Origin of the sequence: Sphingomonas piscis (genome assembly GCF_011300455.1) — a bacterium.
In the GTDB taxonomy this organism is placed as follows: Bacteria; Pseudomonadota; Alphaproteobacteria; order Sphingomonadales; family Sphingomonadaceae; genus Sphingomicrobium; species Sphingomicrobium piscis.
This window is the reverse complement of sequence record NZ_CP049869.1, coordinates 2,229,566-2,251,838: the sequence shown is the minus strand read 5'-3', so window position 1 is coordinate 2,251,838 and position 22,273 is coordinate 2,229,566. Positions and strand designations below refer to the sequence as shown.

Genomic DNA, 22,273 nt, shown 5'->3' with positions numbered 1-22,273 from the left:
TCCAAGTACCGGCAGGCCTCGCCTACGCTTCGAAAGACGAACTGGGGCACAGCGTGATCCTCGTCTCGCCCTTCTGCCACAATCACCGCATCCGCAAGCCAATCGAAGTCGCTCATAGTGGATAGGTGCAGGTTCTTCTCAATGTCCGCAACGGATGGAAAGCGGACATTCCTGGCAAGTCGCTTCTCGGCTAACAGGGCGACTATGGTTGGCGAGTCCGATCCTAACTGGAAGCTCTATGCTCGTGCCCTCGACATCCTTGAGGGCCGCGCGGCAGGTCACGCCTTGCCTATAATCCGGAAGCTGGCAGTTCGACGCTTCTCCCCAGCAGTGACCGTCCTGAGCGACTACGTTTCTGAGGCTGAAGCTATTCGGCTTCTCCGACAGCAAGCACGGCGCGGCGACGCGATAGCGGCATATAATCTCGCGATCACGCACCGGAACCGAGGTGACATGATCGGCTACCGGACTGCACTGGCTTATGCGGCTAGGCTCGATGCAGATGCTGGTTCGGAGCTACGACGATTTAGGACGCGCTTCCCACACGAGGCGATGCGGCAGTTCGGCAGGCTCGCGCCCGAGCGAGCCTGAGCGTCTGCAATGGGTCGATTGCCGACCTCCAGCTGAAGCCCGCTAAGGGTGGGAAGCGGACGTTGCGTTTCCCTCTACTAATTGGAAGGCATAGGAGCCGCGTCGCTCTTGTAGGGGTAAGCGCTCACCACGGCTTCATAGACAGATCTCACCGCGGGACGGGACATATCCTCCGAACCTAGCTTCTCGAGATACTGGACGACGATGGGTACAACGTCGCGCCCTGTTTTCGGGATCGGCAGCGCAATTGGGCCTTTGGGCCACTTAGTGTCCTGCATACCGGTCGCCTGAATTACGCCGTCGATGAACGAGGAACAATTTTCCCAGTCGCCGACCTGCTTATGTTTGCACCAGCTAAGCAGCTGCGAGTTCGGAATGTACGCTCCTAAATGTGGGGGTGGAGCGGCTTCCGCGGCTGACATTAAGCTAACAGTGACCAGAGCGACTAACATGAGAGGCCTCCCCAAAGGACTTCAGAGCCCGAGCATGTTGAGGCATGAGAGAAATGTCGGAAGTCCGCAATGGGTGGAAAGCGGACGTAATCTATTCGTTCATATTGCGTCGGTAGTCAGGGTTGCAGGGCTTGAAAACGGCAGATCCGACTGAACGATGAGATTCCTGTGGCACAACGCGTGACCTTGCTGCTTGCAATGGCGGTTGGCTGCAGCGCACCGCCTGCGGTTCAGGCGATGCAGCAGCGTCCGGTGATTCAAACCTATTTGGCTGAGATCGGCAGGAACGGCGAGGTTCTTGCGCGAACAGAACTTGGCGTCTCCCCAGGAGTGATTGCCCGACATTCGCTCGCTTGGCCTATCATCGGTACCGACTTTTGCACCGACGGTCGTGGTGCGATCCGCCGGGCCGCTGCGGGCGAAGGGGTGACAATCCTGCTTGAAGCGCTCAATCCGGTCGAACGCGGGCGCAAGGCCATCAGGCCCATGCGGGTGAGTGGCGAATGGCGCACATATTCAGGGATGCCGCTGGGTGTCGAATCTCCTTCGTGCCTGGCATTTCCACGAACCCAGTTCGCTTCCAAGGTGTCGCGCACAGTGGATATGAACTTCGACAATCCGCTGACACTTTACGGTGATAACGGAATGTTCCTCAGGATCGTCCGCAAATGAGGCGATTTGCGCTTCTGCCCGCTGTACTGCTGGCGAGCGCCGAGCCGTCTGGGGCACAAACCTCCACTGGCGAGGTGCGTTCCGCACCAGCCCCCTTCGGGAGCCGGCGGATGCCGGATCCCGAAGGGGCGAAGAGGCCCGTTCTACTGGACATCGATATTCAGCATGACCAGGCGTTTTTTTGGCGTGGGCAGCTGGATGCAAGGGGTGACTCGATCAAGCTGAGGTCCGGGTGGGAAACGCCCGACGATTGCGAAATCATCATCGGCTCGGGACACCCCGAGTCTCTTCCGCTTGAACTCAACAGTCCGTCCGAACTCCGGATCCGCATCAACCCCTATCTGCATCGGTCGCCCGATCCCGCCCGGTTCAATCTCGCATTCAACTACGAAGCGTCCGCCAAGGGCATCGGTCCGGCCGGTCCAAGCTGCGACGAGGCCGCTCGTCGAACTGTCGAGATGAACTTCGAATTTGAGATCCTGCCTGGGCAGACCATCACCTTGCCAGATTATGTCGGCTACAGGATCAGGCTCACACGGCCATGAAGCGCGCATTTGCACTGTCCTATCTGTGCCTTGCCGCGCAATCCGCTGCACAGTCTCCAGGGGAGCCCGCCTATTTGCTCGATTTTAGGGTCGAGAAGGACGGCGAACTCATTTCGAAGGGCAGCATCGACCCTTTCAGCGGAAGTTATGCGACTTTGGAGACGGAGCAGGCACTTCCACCTGCCTGCGAGGGCGGCGAAATTGAGGCCGGAGGCCGCAAAACTACGCTTTATCTCTCGAAGCGAAACGACAGTGGGCCAGAATCCTATGTCTATTTCAGTTACTCCGAATACCGCAAGATAGGGAACGACGATAACGATCCCTGCGCCCGGCGACGCCCGGCGGATGAGAACTTCAGTTTCCACGGAAGCGTCGAGCTCGAACCCGGCCAACGCACCGTGGTTGACGCCGGCGAGGGCGTGATGATCCAGCTCACCCGTCGATAGCGTGCCTCACGCAAAGCCGGGGGGGCAGTGTGGATGCGGAGCAGTGAGGCCGAAGCAATCCTGGCCTTATTGAATAGTGGCTCGGAACGTCCGCAATGGGTCGAAGGCGGACCTTCAGCCGGGCGACCGCTTGGGGTGGAAAGCGGACGCTAGCGTTGCTCAGGAGTATGCTGTTCCATAGGCGAGGCCGACGGCTGGATGACCTCGATACCACGGCGTTGAGAGTCTTGGATGCACTTCACCTTCTCAGGCGGTAGAGGAGCTTCCTCGATCCAAAGGTGGGCGAGTCCATGGTCTCCATGGTCTAAGTAGGTCGGCCCTAGCTGACACCGATCAACGATCTCTTGGAGAACGTCGCGGGCGTTTCGAATGTAAAACTCGCGGTCCTTGCTCCATGGCGGCCCCTCGCCTTCTTGGATGGAAATACTCCACGTCTTGTTAAACATCGCCTCTATCTGATCACCGTTCAGCTTAGTGAGTTTTGACTTCTCTGTGTCCAGGATGGGCACGCTTTTTGCGGCAGAGCAGCAAGCGAGTGGCAAGAGCCCTGCGACCATAAATGAGAGGATGCCCAGACTTTTCACCAGGCGGTCTGCCCGTCTAAGTGGCTGGTGCCGGTTTCATCCTCTGAGTGGACAATCATGGCGTCTTCTCGCGCCTTTGAGGAATGTCCGCAATGGGTGGAAAGCGGACCTTCACGCCTCCCCAGCGGGCGAAAACACGCAATGACTGATATGAACCTTTAGAAGAGTTTCCTCCGAAAGATTAACGCCTCTCAACCATTCGCATAAACATGTCCGAAACCACAGCCGCGTAGACGTGCTCGATGCGCAAAGTCTGCGTGGGAATTTTCGGATGATCTCTCTGCTGAAAAAGCTGTGGAATGACCGGAGTGGCAACGCTCTTGTTGTGGTGTGCGCGACGATGCCGTTGGTGGTTGCCGCCGCCGGGCTAGCCTCCGATACGATTCAATGGACCTTGTGGAAGCGGCAGTTGCAACGCGCGGCGGACTCGGCAGCGATTGCGGGCGTCTACGATCGCTCGCAGAACACCGGCGCGACGACTTACACCAACGCCGCCGTCACCCGCGATCTCGCCCTCAACGACCACACTTGGATGGCCTTAAAGACGGGCTATCCGCAGGTTAGTTTCCCGGCTGACTCGGGCGTTGCGAAGTACCAGGTTGAAGTATCACTTGCGGTGCAGCAACCGCTGCCGTTCAGCGCATTCTTTCTAACCACAGCGCCGACAATCACCGCGACCGCGCGTGCTGCCAGCGTGCCATCCGAGGGTGATCCGTGCATTAATTCGCTGGACACCAGTGCTTCAACCGGGGTGAGCTTCACGGGTAATGCCGGCGTTGAAATGGCAAATTGCCTGATTCATTCCAACTCGCGCTCCTCCAATTCGGCATCAGCTGGTGGTAGTTCCAGCGTGACAGCACTTGCCGTTTCCGCGGTTGGCGGAATTCAATCGTCGAACAACTGGCACGTACAGGCTTATCGGCCTTACTCGGTGACCATTGACGATCCCTTCTCTTCGGTGGACCCAAATCCCGCAGATATGAACTGTAAGGCCGGTCAGATGCCCGCTAATCCAAGCGCGGATATCGCATCCGGCAAGAACTGCTGGGGATCTATCAGCGTCGGACCGGGCGAAACGTTCGACCTTCCTGATGACCGAACCTACTACATCAATGGCGGCGATATGGACGTCAAGGGAACACTAACGTGCCAACGCTGCACCTTCGTCTTAACCAACAATAGCTCAGCAAGCAGCCCGACAATCGGGCAGCTCAAGGTCAACTCGTCGGCCGACATTAATATTGAGGCACCAACCACCGGGACCTTCAAGGGCATCGCTATCATGCAGGATCGTCGCGCCGGCACTTCCAATCAGGACAATAAGGTCAATGGGAATAGTGGCTCAATAATTCAGGGCGCACTATATTTTCCAACGCAGTCACTTGATTATAATGGCAGCGGCACAACCTCTGCGATTTGTACGATGTTCGTGACCTTCCGGGTGAAGTTCAGTGGCAACAGTAGCACCACAAACAAATTCAAGAGCATGAGCGAGTGCGGTGCCTACGGTCTGGGTGGCAATGCATCGCTACGCATGGTGAGGTTGGTATCGTGAGGCGGTTGCTGGCTCACCTAGTTCGAACCGAGATCGGGTCTGTCACGATCGAACTTGCCTTGATTGCACCGGTGCTTATCGGCGTCATGATCGGCATTGTCGACGTAAGCAATGCATTTAGCCGGCAGCTGGCGGTTGAGCAGGGTGCGCACCGCGCGATCGAAAAGATCATGCAGACGACTGAGACCGACACCGTGGAGAACACGCTGAAGGCAGAAGCGGTGTGCCAGGTGAACGGAACCAACGCCGACGGCACCTGCAAAACCAGCCCAATTACAGCGGCGAATGTGACCGTCACCTATCGCATTGATTGTCTGACTGGATCAACGGTCAGCAGCAGCCGAACGACGACAGACAGTACCGCCTTCGACGCTATGAACTGCGCAACTGGACAGAAAGAGGCGGACTACATCGAGGTCACGGTGACGGACAAGTATACGCCATACTTTCGGACCTTCTTCTCGGCCATCAATGCCGATGGCACGTACCACGTGTCCGCGACAGCAGGGATGCGCACGCAGTGACCCGCCTAGGGCATATCATCCGTGATCAGAGGGGAGCGGCCGCCATTGAAATGGCTTTGGCGTTGCCGACGCTCATCACCATGATTTGGATGTTCGTCCAATTGGCTCAAGTCTTTCGGGCAACGGCTGGAATCCAGCAGGCTTTGGGCGAAGGCGCGCGCTATGCAACCCTCTGTCTCAACCCCTCCGTTACGGGTTGCACCACGCCCTCCACGACCAACATCGAAGCCAAGATCCTTGCAAGTGTATACGGTATCGGGCCAGGATCGTTCGTGGTTTCACCTCTGACCAAGGCAACCTCTGGGACGGGTGCATATTACGATTTAAAGGTGACCTACACCCAAGCGACAAATCTCCTAATCTTGCCTGGTCCAACGATCACGGTCACTAGGTCGAAGCGGGTTTGGGTGGCTGGCGACTAACAGGAACACTGCGCGGCCATTTGACCAACGCGGCTGCTTCAGCCATCACCTATTTGTCGAACATGATCCGGAATGAGCTGAAGGATGCCTCTTAAATCGAGAGTGAGTGTTCCAATGGCAGTTCCTCTTTGAAGGTCGTCACTTTGAACGGGAACAGCTTCCAGTTTCCTATTGTGAACCACTAATTTGGAGCTGATACCGTAGGCATCCTCTGAGGCCAACTTCCCTAATTCTACGAAGCGTACAATCTCAGGAAAACCGGCCATTACGGCGTCCGCAGCCTGGGCGGCCTTGAAGCCGCACTCCCGAAGAAGAGAGAAAGCCTTCAGCGCCATGAGACGTTCCAAGCGAAAGTCTTCAGTGCGGCGTTGTCGCTTGGGGATGAAGCGGAGCGATTCCTGCCTTACGAACGCCAAATAGATGACAGGTGATACATCCATCTCGCGCAGAAGCTCTTTTATGGTCAACAAACATCTCCGCAAGGGTGGGTGTTGGTAAGAGTCTCCCCGGTTTGATCCGCGCGCGAGCGTCTGAGTGGGGAGTGGCAGCTAGTGGACGATGATCTCACTGCCGTGACTTACCGCTACGTGCAATTGGTCAGCATACTTTTCGGACCAGCCAATCGCGCAACTAAATGTCTCCGGCGTCCCTCCGTAGTAGGAGTAGAGAGTCAGAACTGAAGAGGACACTTTGTCGGGTGAAGGCTCGATCGAGTAGCCTGTGTGACCACAGGCCTTGGTCGCGGCTTCCACATGCCGAAGCGCCTCAGAAGACCCCTCGACGAAGCTCACCGAGAAATTCGGAGGGGTAGCAGCGGCACAACCGGTCACTGCAGCAAAAGCTATAATGGAAGTAAGCTTCACCTACCTTCTCCCTATCTGGCGCTTGTTCTGGTGATTAGTTGCGAGGAAAGCGTGCGTAAGCGCCATGTCAATTAGCGCCTCACACGAAGCTCCTCTGCGTCGATATAAGACGCAGATCGATCGACCAGATAGTCGAAAGCGGTAGAAGAGCGGTGTTAGCAGATCAGTTACGGGTCATAGCAAGGACATAGGTCCGCGAGAGAGCAGCAGTAGAGCAAACAAGATCGCAAGAGCCGCAAGGATGCAGATTACAAGGATCGGTGTGAACCACACTGGAGTCTTAGGAGGGCCAGTAGGACCATAATTATAGTTTGAAATCTTTTTGGTCATGCTCCAGACGTAGCCACTTGATTATAACGCTTAGTTACCGCCACAATCTCGCCCCAGGCATATTCGCTGAAAGCGGAAGGCACAGCTGAACTTCCGCCTGCAAAGGTGGGAAAGTATGCGCAGTTAATGTGGAGAGCGGATGGTCGGCCTTTACCCTCGCTGCGTGCTGATGACGGAGCTGGCTGGCCCACGATCGACCGAAGCAATCCAGGACATAAAACCGGCATTAGAAAACAAGGCAGGCCACTTACTGGAGCTGCTTAAACGCTGCCTTGGGTCGAAGGCAGACCGTCACTGAAGGTCCGCAGTGGGTGGAAAGTGGACATAGCCTGCGCATTGTGTCTCGATTGATCAACCCGGTTCGTCTGAACTCAGCTCGGCCCTTCATTAACCGAGATGGGCCGCAAAAGACATTGCAGACCATTGTAGGCGCGGTGACAGATGCGGCATCGGTAACCGACTTTACCAATGCTCACGGTATTCGCCAATGTGAGAGGGTGATCATGCCGACACTCACCGCGGAGGTGCGCAGCATCAGCATGAGGCTTTCGCAACCTATCGATCCTGAATTGGCGAAGCTGCGGGGGGCTCGGCCGCAATCTTCCATACTCTCGGCTTCCAGGCACTCCGCGTGGCACCAACAAACCTTTTCACCGGGATATTCCCCTCGATCCCTACTGCAATTCGCCGAAGGTTACTACGGCAAGTTCCTCCCGAATTTACGAAAGCTTAGCTTCAGGCGGGAACCTGGTGGTCGCTTCTCGGTGGAAAGGCGAACCCGACATCCAATGGGATGCCGGGCCTCCTTGCTCTACCAACGATGGTGAAATTCGCGTTACATGAATATATCTGTGGCAAGTGCCGTTGCTGAACCAAGGTGAATGGTAAAATCGGCAATGCCGTTCCCATCCACGTCGCCAGCAAGGTAGTGGTTGGAACCGGATCCATAACTTATCAGCTGGCCCGGAACATTAGTGAACGTTGATCCGCCCACCGAAAACGCCTGATTACCTGCAAGCGTTGTATTTGCATCAATCTCGGAAAGTCGAATCTTGTCAGTGCCACTGACAAAGTCAGTGATCATGTCGTTTCCACCAACACCGCTGATCCGGAACTCATCGGCACCCGCTCCACCGGCGTAGACGTCGTTCCCGTCAAGGCCATCCAGGACATCATTGCCGCCATTGCCGGTCAGCTTGTTGGAAACTGCGTTGCCCAAAAGATAATCGCGGGCAGAACCACCAACTGCATTCTCGATCACCGTATTGTACGCGATCGAAATGTTACGGTGCGAAGTTGCGGTTACTCCGCTCACGCCAGTGTCATTCAATACTCGGCTTGCTCCGATCGACTGGACTGTACTGATCCAGCTGGCATAGCTGCCGGCGTCCCAAAGCCCGAAGTCGCCCTGGTCTTCATCAGTAACGGCATTGAAAGCTTCAGTTGCGGCATTTGCTTCCGCTAGCGTTTGATACCCAGCGGTAGCGGAGCTGAATGACCCTGCACGCAAGTCAATGAAGACACCGGAATTAGCGGTTGAAAAATCGAACGTGTCGTTTCCTCCCGCGTCATAAACTGAAAGCATTGGGAAGGGATTGGCTTTGAGGTCGTAAACGGCGTTCCCCGCGGTGGAATTGGCAAAGTACACAGTGTCGCCCGACCGTGTCGATGTGTCCGCCCCGTACTTGGACTGTATGGTCAGGATGTCGTGCAACAGAGGCGTCTGAGGATTATTCAGAAGCCCAACTGAGACGTTAATCGACTGAGCACCTGTCTCTCGCTCAGAGAAATACGACATGATCGAAAATTGGTTTGAGTCCTGAGCATAGAACGCGTCGCCAGTGTACGTGATTGGATCAGGCTCACCGTCGCCGTCAGAATCGTCACCGAAGTTGTAATCACCTGGATGACTTAGCCCGAGGGTATGCCCTAGCTCGTGGACCAGCGTGGTGCGACCGTAGTCGCCATAACCCAGCCAGCCGTTCGTCCAGTTAGCGGTAGGATCAGCCGTCCAAACATCGCTACTGACATGGGAGTACTTCTTGCTTTCTGGGTAGTAGGCCCAAGCCTGCGCTGGCCCTGTGGTGGTGTTTGCGAAAAGGATGTCAGCACCCTGTCCGTTCTTCTCAACGAATTTGATAGGGACTAGGTCATCCCATAGTTGAATAGCTTGGCGAGCAACTGCTTGTTCTGCGGCTGAGAAAGGCGAGAACCCGGCCGGTTCGGGAAAGCCTTCCTTGGGATTGTTGTAGAGACCCGTTGGCTTGTGCGAAAATGAGAAGGTCACGACTCCATTCTTGGAGTTCAGAAAAGCTCCGCTGTCGATCTGACCAATTACGGCTGACTGATCATAGATTGGCTTTCCGTTCCAATTTGCGATCCCTACGTAGTCTTCAAGTCGGAACGGCAACGCATCACTTGCGGCCGCCGAAGATACGCCTGTACCGCCAAAATTCTGAGTAGCGCCGACTACGGCGTCACGTGCTCGCCCCATTTGATCCTCCACATTCGTCTGGACCGTTCACAACGGCCAATGCAGCCAAGGTGAACAGCGGCTAAGGCAGAGTCAACGGCTAGTTTACCATCGTCTGGGACGTTTAGTCGGCGTATTCAAAGCTTTATGCAGCGCCCGGCGGAAGCTGTCGAGTGGCGCATTAAGTCGGCGGAGATGGCAAGTCTTAGATCGGACCTCGCCATGCCAGCCGAGCTTACCCGTGTTCAGAAGATGTAATCTCGGCACGTCAACCGCCGACCTTCAATGAAGATAAGTCGGGCTGGGAAGCGGGTAATTAAGCGTTAGATCGCTGACGAGATCTGCAAACCCCTCCACGTCAGGTTCACCGCGCCGAAGGTTAAGAGCTACACCTCGCCGGGCAGTCGTCGCCAGAGTGCGTAAGCGAGCAGAACATTCAGACGCGCCGAATGTCCGCAACGGGTCGATTGCAGACCTTCGCTAAACGTCAGCTTCGGGTGGAAAGCGGACGTTAGGCATAGGGCTTGAACTTCTTCTCGAATGACACTTGCACGGGTCCGCAGCCGCCGCGAACGGCTATTAATTCGTGAGCACGGAAGCCGTGCTGAATGTGCAACCGCTTACCCTGCCAAAGCAGCCGAGTAGGAGACTCGTTCTTGGCTTCAAGAACTTGGCACCCCAGCCACCCAAATCGAGGTTGCCACCAGCGCCAGAGGTGCACCCGCTCGTTTTCGGCGGTGAGCGGCGTCCCGTCGATATAGGCGATGGCCAGCCATTCGCCGTCAGGCGACACGGCTCGCTCTCGTTCATAGGCCAGTGCGAAGTTGAGCCAGACGCCCGTTGCGAGCAGAAGCACTAGACCCACTGCGCAACCCATTGCGCACCCACGTCGCCTCACCATGCACTCCCCTAGTCAGCGGCGGATGTCCTCGCGCTAACAGCGGTAGATGTCATGAGCTTGCGGTGAGAGTTCGGTGAGCAATCATGCTGCCCGGCATGTCCGCAACGGGTCGTTAGAAGACCCGGCGGTCTACTGCATCACCAGTAACAGCAGCGCTGCAGCGATGACAAATAGGACTAGGCAGCCGACCTGAACCTTCCAAGGTAAAAGGACGGTCGGGTCAAACCAATCGAACATAAATCAGGTGGTGCCCGCATCGGCCAATGTCTGCAATGGGTCGTTTGCAGACCTTCATCCAATAACTGGAACTGGTGGAAAGCGGACATCAGCGCCCAGTAACGAACCGTAGCCAACTTCGAGCCCGACTTCTACGGTAGTCCTGTGCCGCTTGTTCCTGAAATGCGCTGCGGCTGTAACCCGCCATCCAGCGATATATTGATGCGCCCATCATCACGAAGGTGCCGACCGCTCCGCAAATAAGCAGGGCGGTCACAACGAAACTTTCCCGTGATACAGCAAGGGTTTCCAACAGGCTCATTAGCAGGAGCGCAACGATCATGGGTACGCCCCACACCAGCCTTTGAGCGAAGGCAAAGAGCGGATTGTAGCTTCGACCCTCCCAATCGCGGTCCATCCAAGCCACAAGAGACTTCAGCAGTCGCATCCCCAGTCTACCCTCCTCGGCAGACGCAGTATGGCGCGCAAATGATCGCCAGCCAATGTCCGCAACGGGTCGGTAGCAGACCTTCGCTACTAGTTCGGACCCGTCCTCAGCTGCAGGTGGAGGCTACCCTATGGCGGCCGCACAGACACAACGATCACCCACAAGGCAGCCGCAACCACAACAAGCTCAAGCAGGAAGAGCAACGCCTTCTTGGAGTTGTGCATCTGACGCCTATCAAGGGGCGCGAGTTCAAAGCCGACCTTAGATGAAGGCTTGGGCGAGTTGAAGCGGGCGTATGTAAAGAACGGACAATATCGACGGCGCCTAAGCGCGTTTGCAAACAGGCAACCAGCTTAGCACCGTCACTACCCCGATACTTACGCCGACTAATGCCTCAGCGGGTGTAAGCCGGTACTTGAGCCTTAGATAGCCGAACCGATCTGCAAACCCCTGCTTGCGAGGCTCATCGCCGCTCGAAACGCGGAGGGTGAGGTTTGCAACTCTGCTCGAACTATGCGGAACCCCACCATCGTTGCAAAATGCCTCAGAGGTGTTGGAAGCGAGAGTGGCGAGACATTGTCCACGAGGTATTTCACCCTCATCGCAGCAAGTCTGCGGACTAGCTCGGAAGTGATGGCATAGCGCGCTAGGGTGGCCTCTTGGTTCGATGCCAAGGTTCGAAGATACCGCAGCAACGCGGCATTGCCGGAGACCGGAGTTACAGCCAACACCAGAGGCGATCCATCAGACGAATAGGCAGCAAGCCAAAGACCCGTGTCAGTCAGGTCGGCAGTGTTCGGCTGTTCGCGGCGATAGCGACGGTCGGGGTGGTTCTGCTCGAAATGGATTGCGTCTCGCAGTAGCTTTACGCGCTCATGTTCAGGAATGGGGCGCAGGTAATGCCAAGCTTGGCGGCCTTCCGGTCCATGCGGCGGAGCGTAGCAAATCGCGAACCGGCCAATGGATCTGACCGACGATCAATCCGAAGAACCGAGGCGGCTTGGTGAAGAGGGCTTCGCAACCTAAACGTTCGCTTGTCGAGCCATCTGCGGATTGGCTTTGCTTCCGCATCGTCTTCAAGTCTCAGCCTGATCAGAGGTGTAAATAGCAGGCGACACCAGATACGGGTGAGCAGAACAAGCTGTGCGATCGAGACGGCGCGTTTTCCCACGAAGCGATCCGCACGCTCACCGCAGAGGCGCTCCAGCTTCTCATCTCTTTCTACGGCGAGGTTCTTGAACGACTTCTTGGGCGCTTCGAGCTCATGTGCACCCTCAGCAAACCGACGATCCAGCCTCATCTTTCACACACCTTCAGCGAGCCCGAAGCTGTGACGGACAATGGTTAAAAGCTGCTTTTCAACCAAGGATTGGGGACGCAGTGCGTCGTTTGCAGACATTGGCTGAATGTCCGCAAAGGGTCGAAAGCGGAACTTCCGCTTTGAGGCGGCGACGCAGCGAAAGCGGAACTTGCCCGAGCTTGCTTGTAACACGCCTGTGTTTTATTAGTAGCAACGTTGGTTGCTACTAATGGAACGCTTTATGGCTCATGGTCAGTTTGTTGCCTATTACCGCGTCAGCACCGCTCGGCAGGGCAAGAGTGGGCTGGGCCTAGACGCTCAAAGGCGAGCCGTTGCCGATTTTCTCAATGGCGGTTCATGGCAGCTCACGTCTGAATTTATGGAGGTAGAATCGGGGAAGGCGGACGATCGGCCGCAACTCGAACAAGCGCTTGCGATGTGCGAACTGACAGGCGCCACTCTGGTGGTGGCAAAGCTGGATCGCCTAAGCCGTAATCTGGCGTTCCTGGCCCGACTTCAGGATAGCGGCGCTCGCTTCGTCGCTGCCGATATGCCCGAAGCAAACGAACTGACCATCCACATCATGGCGGCAGTGGCTCAAGCAGAACGTAAGGCGATCTCTAAAAGAACGAAGGAGGCGTTGGCCGTCGCGAAAGCAAGGGGGGTTCGACTTGGAGGCAAGCGCGGCAACTTGGAGGATCTTCGAAAGGGTCCTGCAAAGAGCGCTGAGGTGCGGAGCCGCCAGGCAAGGGAACGTGGTTCCAAGGTTCGCCGCCAGATCGAAGGCATCGTCAGTTCAGGGGAGGGCGCCAGCCTTCGGCAGCTCGCAGACATACTAAACGACCGCGGCATTACAGCGCCCCGCGGTGGACGCTGGCATGCGGCCCAAGTGCGGGCCGTGCTGATCAACACAGATGCCTCGGCTTAGATTTTTCCGAAATTAGCTGCAAATCTGAGGCGAGAGGTCGGGCTAGGCTAGCGACAATCGCCTATTTCTCTCTATTTTATTCAGAAGATCAAAGCTTCCCGCCAAGTCGCAGCACGAGCGACATCATCTCGCCTGCACATTGCGCGTCCAATTCTTCGTACCGCTCCAAGTAGCGATCGAAGGTGCGCTGCCACATGCCCTTTGGTTTGCGAATGTAGGCGTCAAAACCTTCCTCGCACCCCAGTTTTCGTTGCAGGCGGAACAGCTTTTCAAAAGCTCTGTCACGATAAGCGACGCGCTGAGAATTGTACGCGAGCCGCCACGCCTTGCGACTGGCGAAGCGATCGCCGCCGTTAGGCAGGTAGAGCTTAGCGACGCGAACGTGCTTGTAAGGGCAGACCATCCACCATCGCCGGCCCCCGAAGTTCGGCTCAGTGAAGACGAGGCGAACAGTCTGCTCCACGTGCTCTCGGCCATCCCCATAAGCTCTTGAGTAAGAAAGCCGCAGAATTGAATTCGACGGATCTTCCATGTTCGCCGAGTAGCTGATCGACCCGGCAGGCTCCCCACCGCAGTTCCAACTCAGACTGCCAGAGATCCACTGACCTGGCTTGGCTCGACCGGTTCGGATCATCCATGCCAGATCAATCTTCTTGCTCATGTCAGCAGTCGGGCGTCCGCTATGCCGTCCCGATCCCCATCCGCCCATCTGCTCACCACCCTCCAGATTTTCCTAAATCATCAGAAGACTTTGATTTCTTGAAAGTTTTTCAAACCGCCCAATCTCCTAGAAGAGTAGGTGTATGGCAGTTGGTGAAACCTGAGCGAACGGACATAGGACAACTACCCCTGGCGCCGAGCTTGGTATCGCCCGCATGCCAGAGGCAGTCCGGTCCGTTCGAGCTTACGTATGGCAGTCGGAGCCAACCGTCGCTTTCGGACGCTTCTGGTCGAGAGGTCGCCAGATGCTCAGCAGTTGCTTACGAGGCTTTCCCCTGCCCCGCCGATCACCGCTCTGCCTTTCGGACTCGGCTCGCCAATATGATCGGACCCCCTGGTTTGGCTGATCCGCCCTGCCGCCAGTGTATTCAGCTCCCCGGCAAGGCGATTCCGCTTAGGTGCGTGCGCCCTCCCCCACGGGCGCGGTTCCCGCAGTCCAAAATAGGTTAGCCTTTCGAAAAAGGTCGTGAGGGAAGTTGAGCTTTGCGGAGCTGCCGCTTAGCCACCGTATCCCCTTGAAAGCATGTGATTGTTGCACCCCTCTTGGGTGCGCCACTCTTCTCCAATGGTTCGACTGCCCCGTCACCCGCCACACGTGATGGGGCGATCCCGTTTGCCTCGCTCAGGCTCCAAGGTTTGGCGGACCGAGGTGCTGCAGGAAGTCGGGCTTGCCCAGGGATACGCCGGTGTTGCGAAGTATCGCGTAGGCCGTGGTGACATGGAACATGAAGTTGGGAAGCGCGAAGCCGGTCAGATAGTCGACGCCCCGAAAACGATACCCCATTCCGTTAGGAAACTTCAGGGTGACCTCCCGCTCCTCACTGTCGGCAAGCTGCTGCTCATCGAAGCTGCGGACGTAATCGATGGTGCGGTCGCACCGGTCCTTCAGTTCGGCAAAGGTCGCCTCGGTGTCCGGCATTGCCGGCGCACTCGTGCCCGTAAGGCGGGCCAGCGCATTCTTCGCGGAATCCGACGCCATTTGATACTGGGCCGGCAGCGGCTTCATGTCGGGAGCAAGCCGCGCCTGGAGAAGCGCGGCTTCGTCCTTCTCCTCAGCCGCCTTGTCGAGCCACGAACGCATGTTCGTCAGCGAGTTGACGAACACCGGCACGGAAACAGTCCATATTCCAAAGCTCATGACCCCTCCGGCCTTTGTGCAGTTCAGAGGGCCATGAACATTCCGGACGCCTTCGGCAACAGCTCCCGGATCAGTCCGTCCCGGAACCCGGCTCCGCCTGCATGCGGTGGAGCTTGGCGGTGGTGGCGTCCGTCATCACGCCGGCCGCGGCAACCTGCAGCTTGTTCTTAACGCCGTAAATCACCGCCGGCTCGCCATTCAGCATCGCTCCCCAGCCGGTCTTAGCGACGTCGGCAGGATCGTCCTTCTTGGCTTGACCCACCTTCGTATCTTCGAGATCGGCGCGTTCGAAGAATTCGGTATCGGTCGCACCCGGCTTCAGGCAGGTGACGGTTACGCCCGTATCCTTGAGCTCGTTGCCAAGCGCCGCGGCAAAGCTGTCGATGAAGGCCTTGGATCCGTTGTAAACGGCCTGGAACGAGCCGGCCATGTGCCCGGCGATCGAGCCGGTGATGAGGATCCTGCCCTCGCCTCGCTGCACCATCTTCTGCGCGATCGGTTGGATGAGCAGCAGGGTGCCGGTGATGTTGGTGTCGATGACGTGTCGCCAATCCTCCGGGGACTGCTCGAGAAAGGCGTGACCCAGACCGTGTCCGGCATTGGCGACAAGTACGTCGATGTCCCGGTCGCCGACCGTCTCAAGCAACTGGCGCACGCCCTGATCCGTCGCGAGGTCTGCTTCGATCTGACGGACGTCGGTGCCGCTTTCCTTGAAGGCGGCGGCCGCGTCCACAAACGGCGTGTCGGCGGCGACAATCAGGTCGTAGCCGTCGGCTGCGGCGAGCCGGGCGATCTCAAGGCCGATGCCGCTGGACGCACCGGTGACGATTGCGAGTTTGTTGGCCATGTCCCTATCTCCTCAAGCGGCTTCCATCTCAGCGCCGACACGCTCGACCTGCCCAGCCGCCATGTCCGTCTTGAGGACGATCTTGGTGTAGCTGTTCTGGTCGTCGTGCCAGTGCTTGTACATTTGCGGAGCGTCTTCGAGCGACGCGTGGTGTGAGATCATGAAGGTCGTATCGATCTTGCCCTGCTCGATGAGGTCCAGCAGCGGCTTGGTATATTTCTGGACGTGGGTCTGGCCGGTCTTCACGGTCAGCCCTTTTTCCATCAGCTGTCCAAGCGGGAACTTGTCGGCAAACCCACCGTAAACGCCAGGGATGGAAAGGCGCCCACCCTTGCGGCATGCAAGGATGGCCTGCCGAAGCGCATGCGGGCGCTCGGTGCCCAGAAAGGTGTGCGCCTTGGCCGTATCCACCAGGTTATCGATCGTCAGCCCATGGCTTTCCATTCCTACGCAATCGATGCAGGCGTCCGGGCCGATGCCACCCGTCATTTCGTCAAGCGCGGCGCGAACGTTCACCTCGCGATAGTCGAGGATTTCCGCGCCCATGCTCTTCGCAAGCTCAAGTCGGCGTGGATAATGGTCGATCGCGATTACGCGGTGAGCGCCAAGGACGAATGCCGACTGGATCGCAAACAGGCCAACAGGTCCGCAACCCCAAACCGCCACCGTGTCGCCGGGTTCGATCTCCGCATTCTCCGCCGCCATCCAGCCGGTGGGCAGGATATCCGACAAGAACAGCACCTGATCGTCGCTGAGGTGGTCAGGCACCACGATCGGACCGACGTCGGAATAAGGTACGCGGACGTACTCCGCCTGCCCCCCGCATAGCCGCCGGTGAGGTGCGCATAGCCGAACGCCGCACCCATCTCATGCCCCATCAGCAGCTTGGATGCGTCGGACGTCTCGGATGGATTGCTGTTGTCGCAGGCGGAGAATTGCTGCTTCTCGCAAAAGAAGCATTGGCCGCAGCTGATGGTGAACGGAACGACGACCCGCTGGCCCTTCTTGAGTGTGCTCTTTGGACCTACCTCAACCACCTCCCCCATGAATTCATGGCCGAGTACGTCGCCGGCGCGGAGCGTCGGGATGTAGGCGTCGTACAAGTGAAGGTCCGACCCACAAATGGCGGTAGAGGTGACCTTCAGGATTGCGTCGCGAGGGTTGACGATCTCGGGGTCGGGAACGGTTTCCGTCCGAACGTCGTGTCGGCCTTGCCAGGTAAGTGCACGCATGTCGGTTTCTCCTAGATCCTCGCTTCGGTTGGCTGTTCCGACTTGCGTCCGGACGGGGAAGCGTTGACGGAGACTTCGCCGGTTTCCATCAGCTGCTTGAAACGGCGCAGATCCCGGCGGGCTTGGATGCCGGGCTCCCTCTGAAACAGCTTAGCGAGGCCCTTGCCCACGATCCCGCCGGGCGGACTATATCGGATCACAAGGCGGACCATGGTGCCCCGCCCGGGAGCCGCGGGAAGAAATTCGACACGGCCCTCGGTTTCTATCTGTGAGTCCCGTTCACTCCGCCAGGCGATGGCAGCGCCGGGCTGGTCCTCGGTGATGCGGGTCACGACCTCCACGGTCGATCCGAGCGGCGCCTCGATGGTCCAGCGCGAACGCTCCTCGTCCAGCTTCACGATGTCCCGGACATTGTCCATGAAGCTGGGAAAGCGCGTGAAGTCGTGCCATTCGGCGTAAAGCTCCTGCGGTGATCGGTTCACCAGCAGCGTGCGACCGACCACATCTCGATCGGCATCGCGAAAGACATGGTCCGGAGCATCGCTGATGCCCGAACCGCCGCGCTCGTCAGCAGATCGCCGCGCTAGCAGAAAGGTGGCGGCGCCAGCTGCGACCGCCAACCCGGCGCCAATCAGCGCCTTCGTATTGTCATTGTCTCGTCTATGATTGGAACGGCCTTGCGCCATGATGACCTCCGTCGCGTGGGAGGCTCAACCAAGGGGCACGTAGGCCGTTCCTGTCGTTACACGCCCTCAACGGGCGGACAGAGGCGACTACGGGCTAAAGGGTGGCGACTACCGCTTCGATAAAGCGGCCGATCTCCTGATCGCCCATGCCGACGACGTTGAACCGGCCGCTGTCGGCCATGTAAATCGCATGATCTTCACGCAACGATACAACCTGCTCCTTTGTCAGCGGCAGCATCGAGAACATTCCGAACTGCCCGCCGATGAAGGTCAGGCGCGGGTCGGCGGCCGCGATCCGCTGACGAACCGAGTTGATCCGCTCGCGCATCGCATCAAGCTCCTCATGCCAGCGGGCGGCAAGCTCCGGCGTGTCGAGAATGATGCGGCAGGCAGCAGCGCCGTGATCAGGTGGCATCGACCACATTTGACGGGAGATCTGCGCCAGGTGCGCCATTGCGGTCGTCGACGTCTCGACCGACCGCGTCTTGACGAAAAGGGAGCCGACACGGTCGCGATAGACGCTGAAATTCTTGTCGCAGCTTTGTGCGATCAGCACCTCGTCGCAAACGTCGAGCAGGCCGTGAAGCCCGTAGGCATCCTCGGCCAAGCCGCGCCCGAAGCCTTGATACGCGATGTCGACCATTGGCAGCAAACCTCGCTCCGCAACGACCGCGATGACCTCATCCCATTGCGCTTCGCTTAGGTCTGCGCCGGTCGGGTTATGGCAGCACGCGTGCAGCAGAACGACGTCCCCAGCCTGCGCCGAGCGCAACGCCGACATCATCTCGTCGAAGCGGATGCTCCCCGCCGCCTTGTCGTAGAAGGCATAGTCGACGATCTCCAAACCCGATGCCTTGATGACAGGCGGATGGTTTGGCCAAGTCGGGTTGCCGACCAGCACGCGCGCTTTGGGGTTGGCGGCGGCAATCAGCTCGAAGGCGAGACGGAGCGCGCCGCAGCCGCCGGGAGTCTGGAGCCCGACGATCCGCTCGTCGCCCGCATGACGCCCGAGCAGAATGGGGCGAAGGAGTTCGGTGAAGCGCTTGTCGCCGGCACTGCCGAGGTAGGCCTTGGTTTCCTGCGTATCGAGCAACATCTGCTCGGCGCGTTTCATCACCTCCAGGATCGGGGTCCTCCCCTCGCCGTCGCGAAACACCCCGACGCCGACGTCAATTTTGTCGGCGCGCGGATCGGCGTTGCACATGGCGATCAACGCCAGGAGCGCATCCGGCTGAACGGGGGCAAGGGCGGAGAGGCCGGCAACGGCACTGCTGGTTTCGGTGGTCATGGCGAGCAGCCCCTTAGCGGCAAAGTCGAGCGAAAGGCCAGTGCTTAACCTTTCCAGGGTGCAAGAGCCGGAACGTCGCCAAACTCCCGTTGGTTTACACCGACGTGCCAGCCAGGAGACGCAAAATGAAAGTCAGCGAAGTGATGACCACCAAGGTCGCCACCGTCCGCGCCGATCAGACCGCGCAAGAGGCTGCCAGGTTCATGCTGCGTGCCGATGCCGGTTCGATTCCAGTGTTGGAGGGTGACCGGCTGATCGGCATGATCACCGACCGCGACATTGCAGTGAGAGGGGTCGCCAACGGCCGAGGGCCGGACACGCCGGTGCGAGAATTGATGACCGAAGGGTTGATCAGCACCCGTGCTGACGACGAGATCGAAGAGGCCGCAACCCGGATGAGCGAAGCGCAGGTCCGCCGCCTGCCCGTCATCGATGAAACGGAGAAGCTCGTCGGCATCGTCAGCCTCGGCGACCTCAGCCGCGAAGCGGAAGGCTCCGAAGCCGAGGTGGCACTGGAAGGTATCAGCCAGCCGGGCAAGCTGCACCAGCAGTAACGACTGCGCTTAGCTTAGCGCGCGGCGATCTCGCCGATGGTGCGATCGATCACCGCCTGATCCGCCGCAGCGTCGTGACGCTCCGAAATCAAGCGCGCCGCAGCCTTGGACGCCGCATTCGCAGCCAAGGCACGAAGCTCATTGACCGCGGCCATCTCTTCGGCGGCAATCTTGTCCTCGGCCATCTTGGTGCGGCGGGCGACCAGCGCTTCGGCGTCGCTCTGAGCCTTGGCGATGATGGCGTCGGATTCAGCGCGAGCACGCGCGAGCATTGCTTCCGACTCTGAACCGGCCGCATCCGCCTTGGCCTGATATTCAGCCTTAAGCGCTTCCGCTTCCTTGCGCAGCGTTTCGGCCTCGGCAAGCTGGGTTCGGATCTGTTCGATCTTGGCGTCCAGCGACTTACCAATGGTCGACGGCACCTTTTTCCAAAGCATGCCGATCAGGACGATAAGCATGGCAAGAGAGACGATCCCTGCCGCTTCAATGCCGAGCAGCGACGGACCGTGATGCTCGGCACCGCCATGGGCGACCTCGCTGCCCCTCGTGTGGGCCGCGTCGGCCCCTGCCGGCGCGCTGGTCTCAACCGGATGTTCAGCCATTGACCAGCTCCCGTGCAACGGCGCTTCGCACCGCTCCATCATCGACCGTCAGGCCGGCAACCCGATGGACGATCTCCTTCGCAGCGTCGGCGGCAACGGCCTCGATCTCCGCCATGGCAGCGGCGCGCACTTCGGCGATCCGGGACTGCGCTGCTTCCACCTTGCCACTGATCGCCTGATCGGCCTCAGCAACCCGAGCCTCGGTCGAACGAGCGGATTGAGCCTTAGCGTCCGTCGCCACACGGGCAGCGTCCGCACGTGCCTGGTCCAGCTTGTCGCGGTACGCCTGTTCCAGGGCATCGGCACGCTCACGCGCGGCCTGCGCCTCCGCAAGGTCGGCCGCGATCCGCTGGTTCCGGGCGTCTACCGTGCCCTGAATCTTCGGCAGCATGCCGAGACCCACGACAAGGAAGATGAGCCCGAAGAACACCGCCAGCCAAATCAGCTGGGACAGATAGATTTCGCCGATTTGGGCGATCTGCGGCATGGCCGACCCCTAAGTCCTGTGTCGCTGGTTAGGCGACGAACAGCAGGATCATGGCAACGACGAACGCCAGCAGGCCGAGAAGCTCGGCAGCGGCGAAGCCGATGAACAGGCGGCCCTGCTGGCCGTCGGCGGCCGCCGGGTTGCGCAGCGCACTGCCCAGGAAGGAACCGAACACGTTACCAACGCCAAGCGCGGCCATGCCGACGCCAATTGCTGCGAGACCGGCACCGAGCAGCTTTGCGGCTTCTGCGTCCATTTTGAAACTCCTTGAGAAAACTTGGTTGTTGAAGGGATTAGTGAAGGTTGATCGCGTCGTTGAGGTACAGGGACGTCAGCAGCGCGAAGACATAGGCCTGAATGGCAGCGACCAGCAGTTCCAGCAGCGTGATGCCGAGCATCAGCACGAAACTCGGCAACGCGACGATGCCGAGCGTCAGCGGTCCGCCATTGCCACCGTTGATCACGAAGCCGGCGAGCACTTCCATCAGGATGTGACCGGCGGTGATGGCGACGAACAACCGCAGCCCCAGGCTAAACGGGCGGATCAGGAAGGAGAATAGCTCGATCAGGAAGATCAGCGGGATCATCAGCTTGGGCGTGCCGTGGGGCACGAACAGCGAGAAGAAGTGGAAGCCGTGCTTCGCAAAGCCGACGATCAGCACGATGGAGAAGCTGACGATGGCAAGGATGCCGGTGATCGTCAGGTGGCTGGTCACCGCAAAAGGATGAACTCCGGCGATCGCGCTTGGAAACATTCCGAGAAGGTTTGCGAACAGGATGAACATGAACAACGAGAAGACGTAAGGCGTGAACCGGCGGCCCTTGGGACCGATGTTCGTGTCCATCATGTTCGTGATGAACCCGGTGAATCCTTCCACCGCCATCTGCCAGCGGCCCGGAACCAAGCTGCGCTTCATGCCGCCCATCATGAACAGCCAGATGGCGACAAAGCTCGCAAGCATCCACGCCGCGCTGTTGGTGAACGCGATCGAATGGCCGGCAATCTCCCAATGCTCCCCGAACAGGGGCTGCACTAGGAACTGGTGCATCGGATCGATCTTGCCGCTTTCGGCCGCCACTCTTGTCCGTCCTTCTAAGCCAAAGACCGGCTGCCCTTACGGACGCCGGTTCGCAATCTTGAAGATGCTCCAGAAGCCACCGATAATGCCAAGCACTACGCCGACCACTAGGAACAAATGCCCATATCCGCGCCAGCTGTCGATCAGCCAGCCGATCAAGGCACCGCCTGCAAGACCCCGAGCAGCAGCGACAGCACCTTTTGACCGAGTTGCTCATTGGCATCGGCCACGGGTGCCTTCCCGCTCCTCACATCTTCCGCCTTCTGCGCCCGGGCGAGCCGCTCTTCGAGCGAATCGAGCCGTGCATCGGCGGGAAGCTTCGGGTCCTGCGCGTTCTCGTCCGCCGCCATGCTCTTGTCCCCTGTGCGTCGCCCCTTGCGGAGAGGAGAC

24 protein-coding genes and 1 pseudogene are annotated in these 22,273 nt (G+C 58.7%); 8 read left to right on the top strand and 17 right to left on the bottom strand.

Annotated features, from left to right (window positions below):
- Positions 1-668: 668 nt before the first annotated feature.
- On the bottom strand, positions 669-1,013 hold the full coding sequence (locus tag G7077_RS14590) for a Rap1a/Tai family immunity protein (RefSeq protein ID WP_425505326.1): 345 nt from the start codon (positions 1,011-1,013) through the stop codon (positions 669-671).
- Positions 1,014-1,223: 210 nt separating this feature from the next.
- Between G7077_RS14590 and G7077_RS11440 the strand changes: the two genes are divergently transcribed.
- The 6 genes from G7077_RS11440 to G7077_RS14585 all read left to right on the top strand — a co-directional run bounded on the left by G7077_RS11440 (position 1,224) and on the right by G7077_RS14585 (position 5,791).
- Positions 1,224-1,715, top strand: a complete 492-nt coding sequence (locus tag G7077_RS11440) for a hypothetical protein (RefSeq protein ID WP_166411816.1) — start codon at positions 1,224-1,226, stop codon at positions 1,713-1,715.
- A 110-nt stretch (positions 1,716-1,825) separates the two neighbouring features.
- A complete protein-coding gene (locus G7077_RS11435; protein ID WP_166411815.1) occupies positions 1,826-2,260 on the top strand; it encodes a hypothetical protein in 435 nt (144 codons plus the stop codon).
- Entirely contained in the window at positions 2,257-2,706 is a 450-nt protein-coding gene (locus G7077_RS11430) for a hypothetical protein (RefSeq protein ID WP_166411814.1), read from the top strand. Before G7077_RS11435 ends, G7077_RS11430 begins: the two co-directional genes overlap by 4 nt.
- A gap of 855 nt (positions 2,707-3,561) precedes the next feature.
- Entirely contained in the window at positions 3,562-4,845 is a 1,284-nt protein-coding gene (locus tag G7077_RS11425; RefSeq protein ID WP_166411813.1) for a pilus assembly protein TadG-related protein, read from the top strand.
- The gene (locus G7077_RS11420) at positions 4,842-5,369 is read left to right on the top strand and encodes a TadE/TadG family type IV pilus assembly protein (protein WP_166411812.1); all 528 of its coding nucleotides are present in this window, start codon (positions 4,842-4,844) and stop codon (positions 5,367-5,369) included. The genes G7077_RS11425 and G7077_RS11420 overlap by 4 nt, the downstream gene beginning before the upstream one ends.
- A gap of 50 nt (positions 5,370-5,419) precedes the next feature.
- Positions 5,420-5,791 (top strand): hypothetical protein, encoded by a 372-nt coding sequence (locus G7077_RS14585; protein WP_425505325.1) that lies wholly within the window; start codon positions 5,420-5,422, stop codon positions 5,789-5,791.
- A 38-nt stretch (positions 5,792-5,829) separates the two neighbouring features.
- Here G7077_RS14585 and G7077_RS11410 read toward each other — a convergent pair whose 3' ends face one another.
- The 4 genes from G7077_RS11410 to G7077_RS11395 form a co-directional block, all read right to left on the bottom strand.
- Complete coding sequence (locus G7077_RS11410; RefSeq protein WP_166411810.1) at positions 5,830-6,258, bottom strand: hypothetical protein; 429 nt, start codon at positions 6,256-6,258, stop codon at positions 5,830-5,832.
- 1,561 nt (positions 6,259-7,819) lie between these two features.
- Positions 7,820-9,478 (bottom strand): M10 family metallopeptidase C-terminal domain-containing protein, encoded by a 1,659-nt coding sequence (locus G7077_RS11405; RefSeq protein ID WP_166411809.1) that lies wholly within the window; start codon positions 9,476-9,478, stop codon positions 7,820-7,822.
- A 490-nt stretch (positions 9,479-9,968) separates the two neighbouring features.
- Positions 9,969-10,322, bottom strand: coding sequence for a hypothetical protein (locus tag G7077_RS11400; RefSeq protein WP_166411808.1), 354 nt, complete (start codon positions 10,320-10,322; stop codon positions 9,969-9,971).
- A gap of 1,565 nt (positions 10,323-11,887) precedes the next feature.
- A complete protein-coding gene (locus G7077_RS11395; RefSeq protein ID WP_166411807.1) occupies positions 11,888-12,322 on the bottom strand; it encodes a hypothetical protein in 435 nt (144 codons plus the stop codon).
- Between the two features lie 241 nt (positions 12,323-12,563).
- Between G7077_RS11395 and G7077_RS11390 the strand changes: the two genes are divergently transcribed.
- Positions 12,564-13,250, top strand: coding sequence for a recombinase family protein (locus G7077_RS11390; RefSeq protein WP_166411806.1), 687 nt, complete (start codon positions 12,564-12,566; stop codon positions 13,248-13,250).
- A gap of 88 nt (positions 13,251-13,338) precedes the next feature.
- On the opposite strand, the gene G7077_RS11385 is transcribed toward G7077_RS11390, so the two are convergent.
- The 6 genes and pseudogenes from G7077_RS11385 to G7077_RS11360 form a co-directional block, all read right to left on the bottom strand.
- The gene (locus G7077_RS11385) at positions 13,339-13,911 is read right to left on the bottom strand and encodes a hypothetical protein (RefSeq protein WP_166411805.1); all 573 of its coding nucleotides are present in this window, start codon (positions 13,909-13,911) and stop codon (positions 13,339-13,341) included.
- 681 nt (positions 13,912-14,592) lie between these two features.
- Complete coding sequence (locus G7077_RS11380) at positions 14,593-15,108, bottom strand: DUF1993 domain-containing protein (RefSeq protein WP_166411804.1); 516 nt, start codon at positions 15,106-15,108, stop codon at positions 14,593-14,595.
- Positions 15,109-15,178: 70 nt separating this feature from the next.
- Entirely contained in the window at positions 15,179-15,955 is a 777-nt protein-coding gene (locus G7077_RS11375) for an SDR family NAD(P)-dependent oxidoreductase (RefSeq protein ID WP_166411803.1), read from the bottom strand.
- A gap of 12 nt (positions 15,956-15,967) precedes the next feature.
- Positions 15,968-17,187 (bottom strand): annotated as a pseudogene (locus G7077_RS11370) (zinc-dependent alcohol dehydrogenase).
- A gap of 11 nt (positions 17,188-17,198) precedes the next feature.
- Positions 17,199-17,873 carry an SRPBCC family protein gene (locus G7077_RS11365; RefSeq protein ID WP_166411802.1) on the bottom strand — a complete coding sequence of 225 codons (675 nt, stop codon included), beginning with the start codon at positions 17,871-17,873 and terminating at the stop codon, positions 17,199-17,201.
- A gap of 94 nt (positions 17,874-17,967) precedes the next feature.
- On the bottom strand, positions 17,968-19,161 hold the full coding sequence (locus tag G7077_RS11360) for an amino acid aminotransferase (RefSeq protein WP_166411801.1): 1,194 nt from the start codon (positions 19,159-19,161) through the stop codon (positions 17,968-17,970).
- 125 nt (positions 19,162-19,286) lie between these two features.
- Here G7077_RS11360 and G7077_RS11355 point away from each other — a divergent pair, with 125 nt between their 5' ends.
- Positions 19,287-19,715 (top strand): CBS domain-containing protein, encoded by a 429-nt coding sequence (locus G7077_RS11355; RefSeq protein WP_166411800.1) that lies wholly within the window; start codon positions 19,287-19,289, stop codon positions 19,713-19,715.
- Positions 19,716-19,729: 14 nt separating this feature from the next.
- On the opposite strand, the gene G7077_RS11350 is transcribed toward G7077_RS11355, so the two are convergent.
- Genes G7077_RS11350 through G7077_RS14235 form a run of 6 tightly spaced genes read right to left on the bottom strand, consistent with a single transcriptional unit; the run spans position 19,730 to position 22,233 of the window.
- Positions 19,730-20,317 (bottom strand): F0F1 ATP synthase subunit B family protein, encoded by a 588-nt coding sequence (locus tag G7077_RS11350; protein WP_166411799.1) that lies wholly within the window; start codon positions 20,315-20,317, stop codon positions 19,730-19,732.
- On the bottom strand, positions 20,310-20,804 hold the full coding sequence (locus G7077_RS11345; protein WP_166411798.1) for a F0F1 ATP synthase subunit B family protein: 495 nt from the start codon (positions 20,802-20,804) through the stop codon (positions 20,310-20,312). The genes G7077_RS11350 and G7077_RS11345 overlap by 8 nt, the downstream gene beginning before the upstream one ends.
- A gap of 28 nt (positions 20,805-20,832) precedes the next feature.
- Positions 20,833-21,060, bottom strand: coding sequence for a F0F1 ATP synthase subunit C (locus G7077_RS11340; protein WP_166411797.1), 228 nt, complete (start codon positions 21,058-21,060; stop codon positions 20,833-20,835).
- Between the two features lie 37 nt (positions 21,061-21,097).
- Positions 21,098-21,883 (bottom strand): F0F1 ATP synthase subunit A, encoded by a 786-nt coding sequence (locus G7077_RS11335; protein WP_166411796.1) that lies wholly within the window; start codon positions 21,881-21,883, stop codon positions 21,098-21,100.
- Between the two features lie 36 nt (positions 21,884-21,919).
- On the bottom strand, positions 21,920-22,042 hold the full coding sequence (locus tag G7077_RS14240) for an AtpZ/AtpI family protein (protein ID WP_246167167.1): 123 nt from the start codon (positions 22,040-22,042) through the stop codon (positions 21,920-21,922).
- Entirely contained in the window at positions 22,039-22,233 is a 195-nt protein-coding gene (locus G7077_RS14235; protein ID WP_246167165.1) for a hypothetical protein, read from the bottom strand. The genes G7077_RS14240 and G7077_RS14235 overlap by 4 nt, the downstream gene beginning before the upstream one ends.
- Positions 22,234-22,273: the final 40 nt, after the last annotated feature.

Coding starts and splice junctions, on each gene's coding strand:
- G7077_RS14590 (WP_425505326.1), bottom strand. CDS start 1,013: ATGTCAGCCGCGGAAGCCGCTCCACCCCCACATTTAGGAGCGTACATT.
- G7077_RS11435 (WP_166411815.1), top strand. CDS start 1,826: ATGCCGGATCCCGAAGGGGCGAAGAGGCCCGTTCTACTGGACATCGAT.
- G7077_RS11430 (WP_166411814.1), top strand. CDS start 2,257: ATGAAGCGCGCATTTGCACTGTCCTATCTGTGCCTTGCCGCGCAATCC.
- G7077_RS11425 (WP_166411813.1), top strand. CDS start 3,562: ATGATCTCTCTGCTGAAAAAGCTGTGGAATGACCGGAGTGGCAACGCT.
- G7077_RS14585 (WP_425505325.1), top strand. CDS start 5,420: ATGGCTTTGGCGTTGCCGACGCTCATCACCATGATTTGGATGTTCGTC.
- G7077_RS11405 (WP_166411809.1), bottom strand. CDS start 9,478: ATGGGGCGAGCACGTGACGCCGTAGTCGGCGCTACTCAGAATTTTGGC.
- G7077_RS11395 (WP_166411807.1), bottom strand. CDS start 12,322: ATGAGGCTGGATCGTCGGTTTGCTGAGGGTGCACATGAGCTCGAAGCG.
- G7077_RS11390 (WP_166411806.1), top strand. CDS start 12,564: ATGGCTCATGGTCAGTTTGTTGCCTATTACCGCGTCAGCACCGCTCGG.
- G7077_RS11385 (WP_166411805.1), bottom strand. CDS start 13,911: ATGAGCAAGAAGATTGATCTGGCATGGATGATCCGAACCGGTCGAGCC.
- G7077_RS11380 (WP_166411804.1), bottom strand. CDS start 15,108: ATGAGCTTTGGAATATGGACTGTTTCCGTGCCGGTGTTCGTCAACTCG.
- G7077_RS11375 (WP_166411803.1), bottom strand. CDS start 15,955: ATGGCCAACAAACTCGCAATCGTCACCGGTGCGTCCAGCGGCATCGGC.
- G7077_RS11365 (WP_166411802.1), bottom strand. CDS start 17,873: ATGGCGCAAGGCCGTTCCAATCATAGACGAGACAATGACAATACGAAG.
- G7077_RS11360 (WP_166411801.1), bottom strand. CDS start 19,161: ATGACCACCGAAACCAGCAGTGCCGTTGCCGGCCTCTCCGCCCTTGCC.
- G7077_RS11355 (WP_166411800.1), top strand. CDS start 19,287: ATGAAAGTCAGCGAAGTGATGACCACCAAGGTCGCCACCGTCCGCGCC.
- G7077_RS11350 (WP_166411799.1), bottom strand. CDS start 20,317: ATGGCTGAACATCCGGTTGAGACCAGCGCGCCGGCAGGGGCCGACGCG.
- G7077_RS11345 (WP_166411798.1), bottom strand. CDS start 20,804: ATGCCGCAGATCGCCCAAATCGGCGAAATCTATCTGTCCCAGCTGATT.
- G7077_RS11340 (WP_166411797.1), bottom strand. CDS start 21,060: ATGGACGCAGAAGCCGCAAAGCTGCTCGGTGCCGGTCTCGCAGCAATT.
- G7077_RS14235 (WP_246167165.1), bottom strand. CDS start 22,233: ATGGCGGCGGACGAGAACGCGCAGGACCCGAAGCTTCCCGCCGATGCA.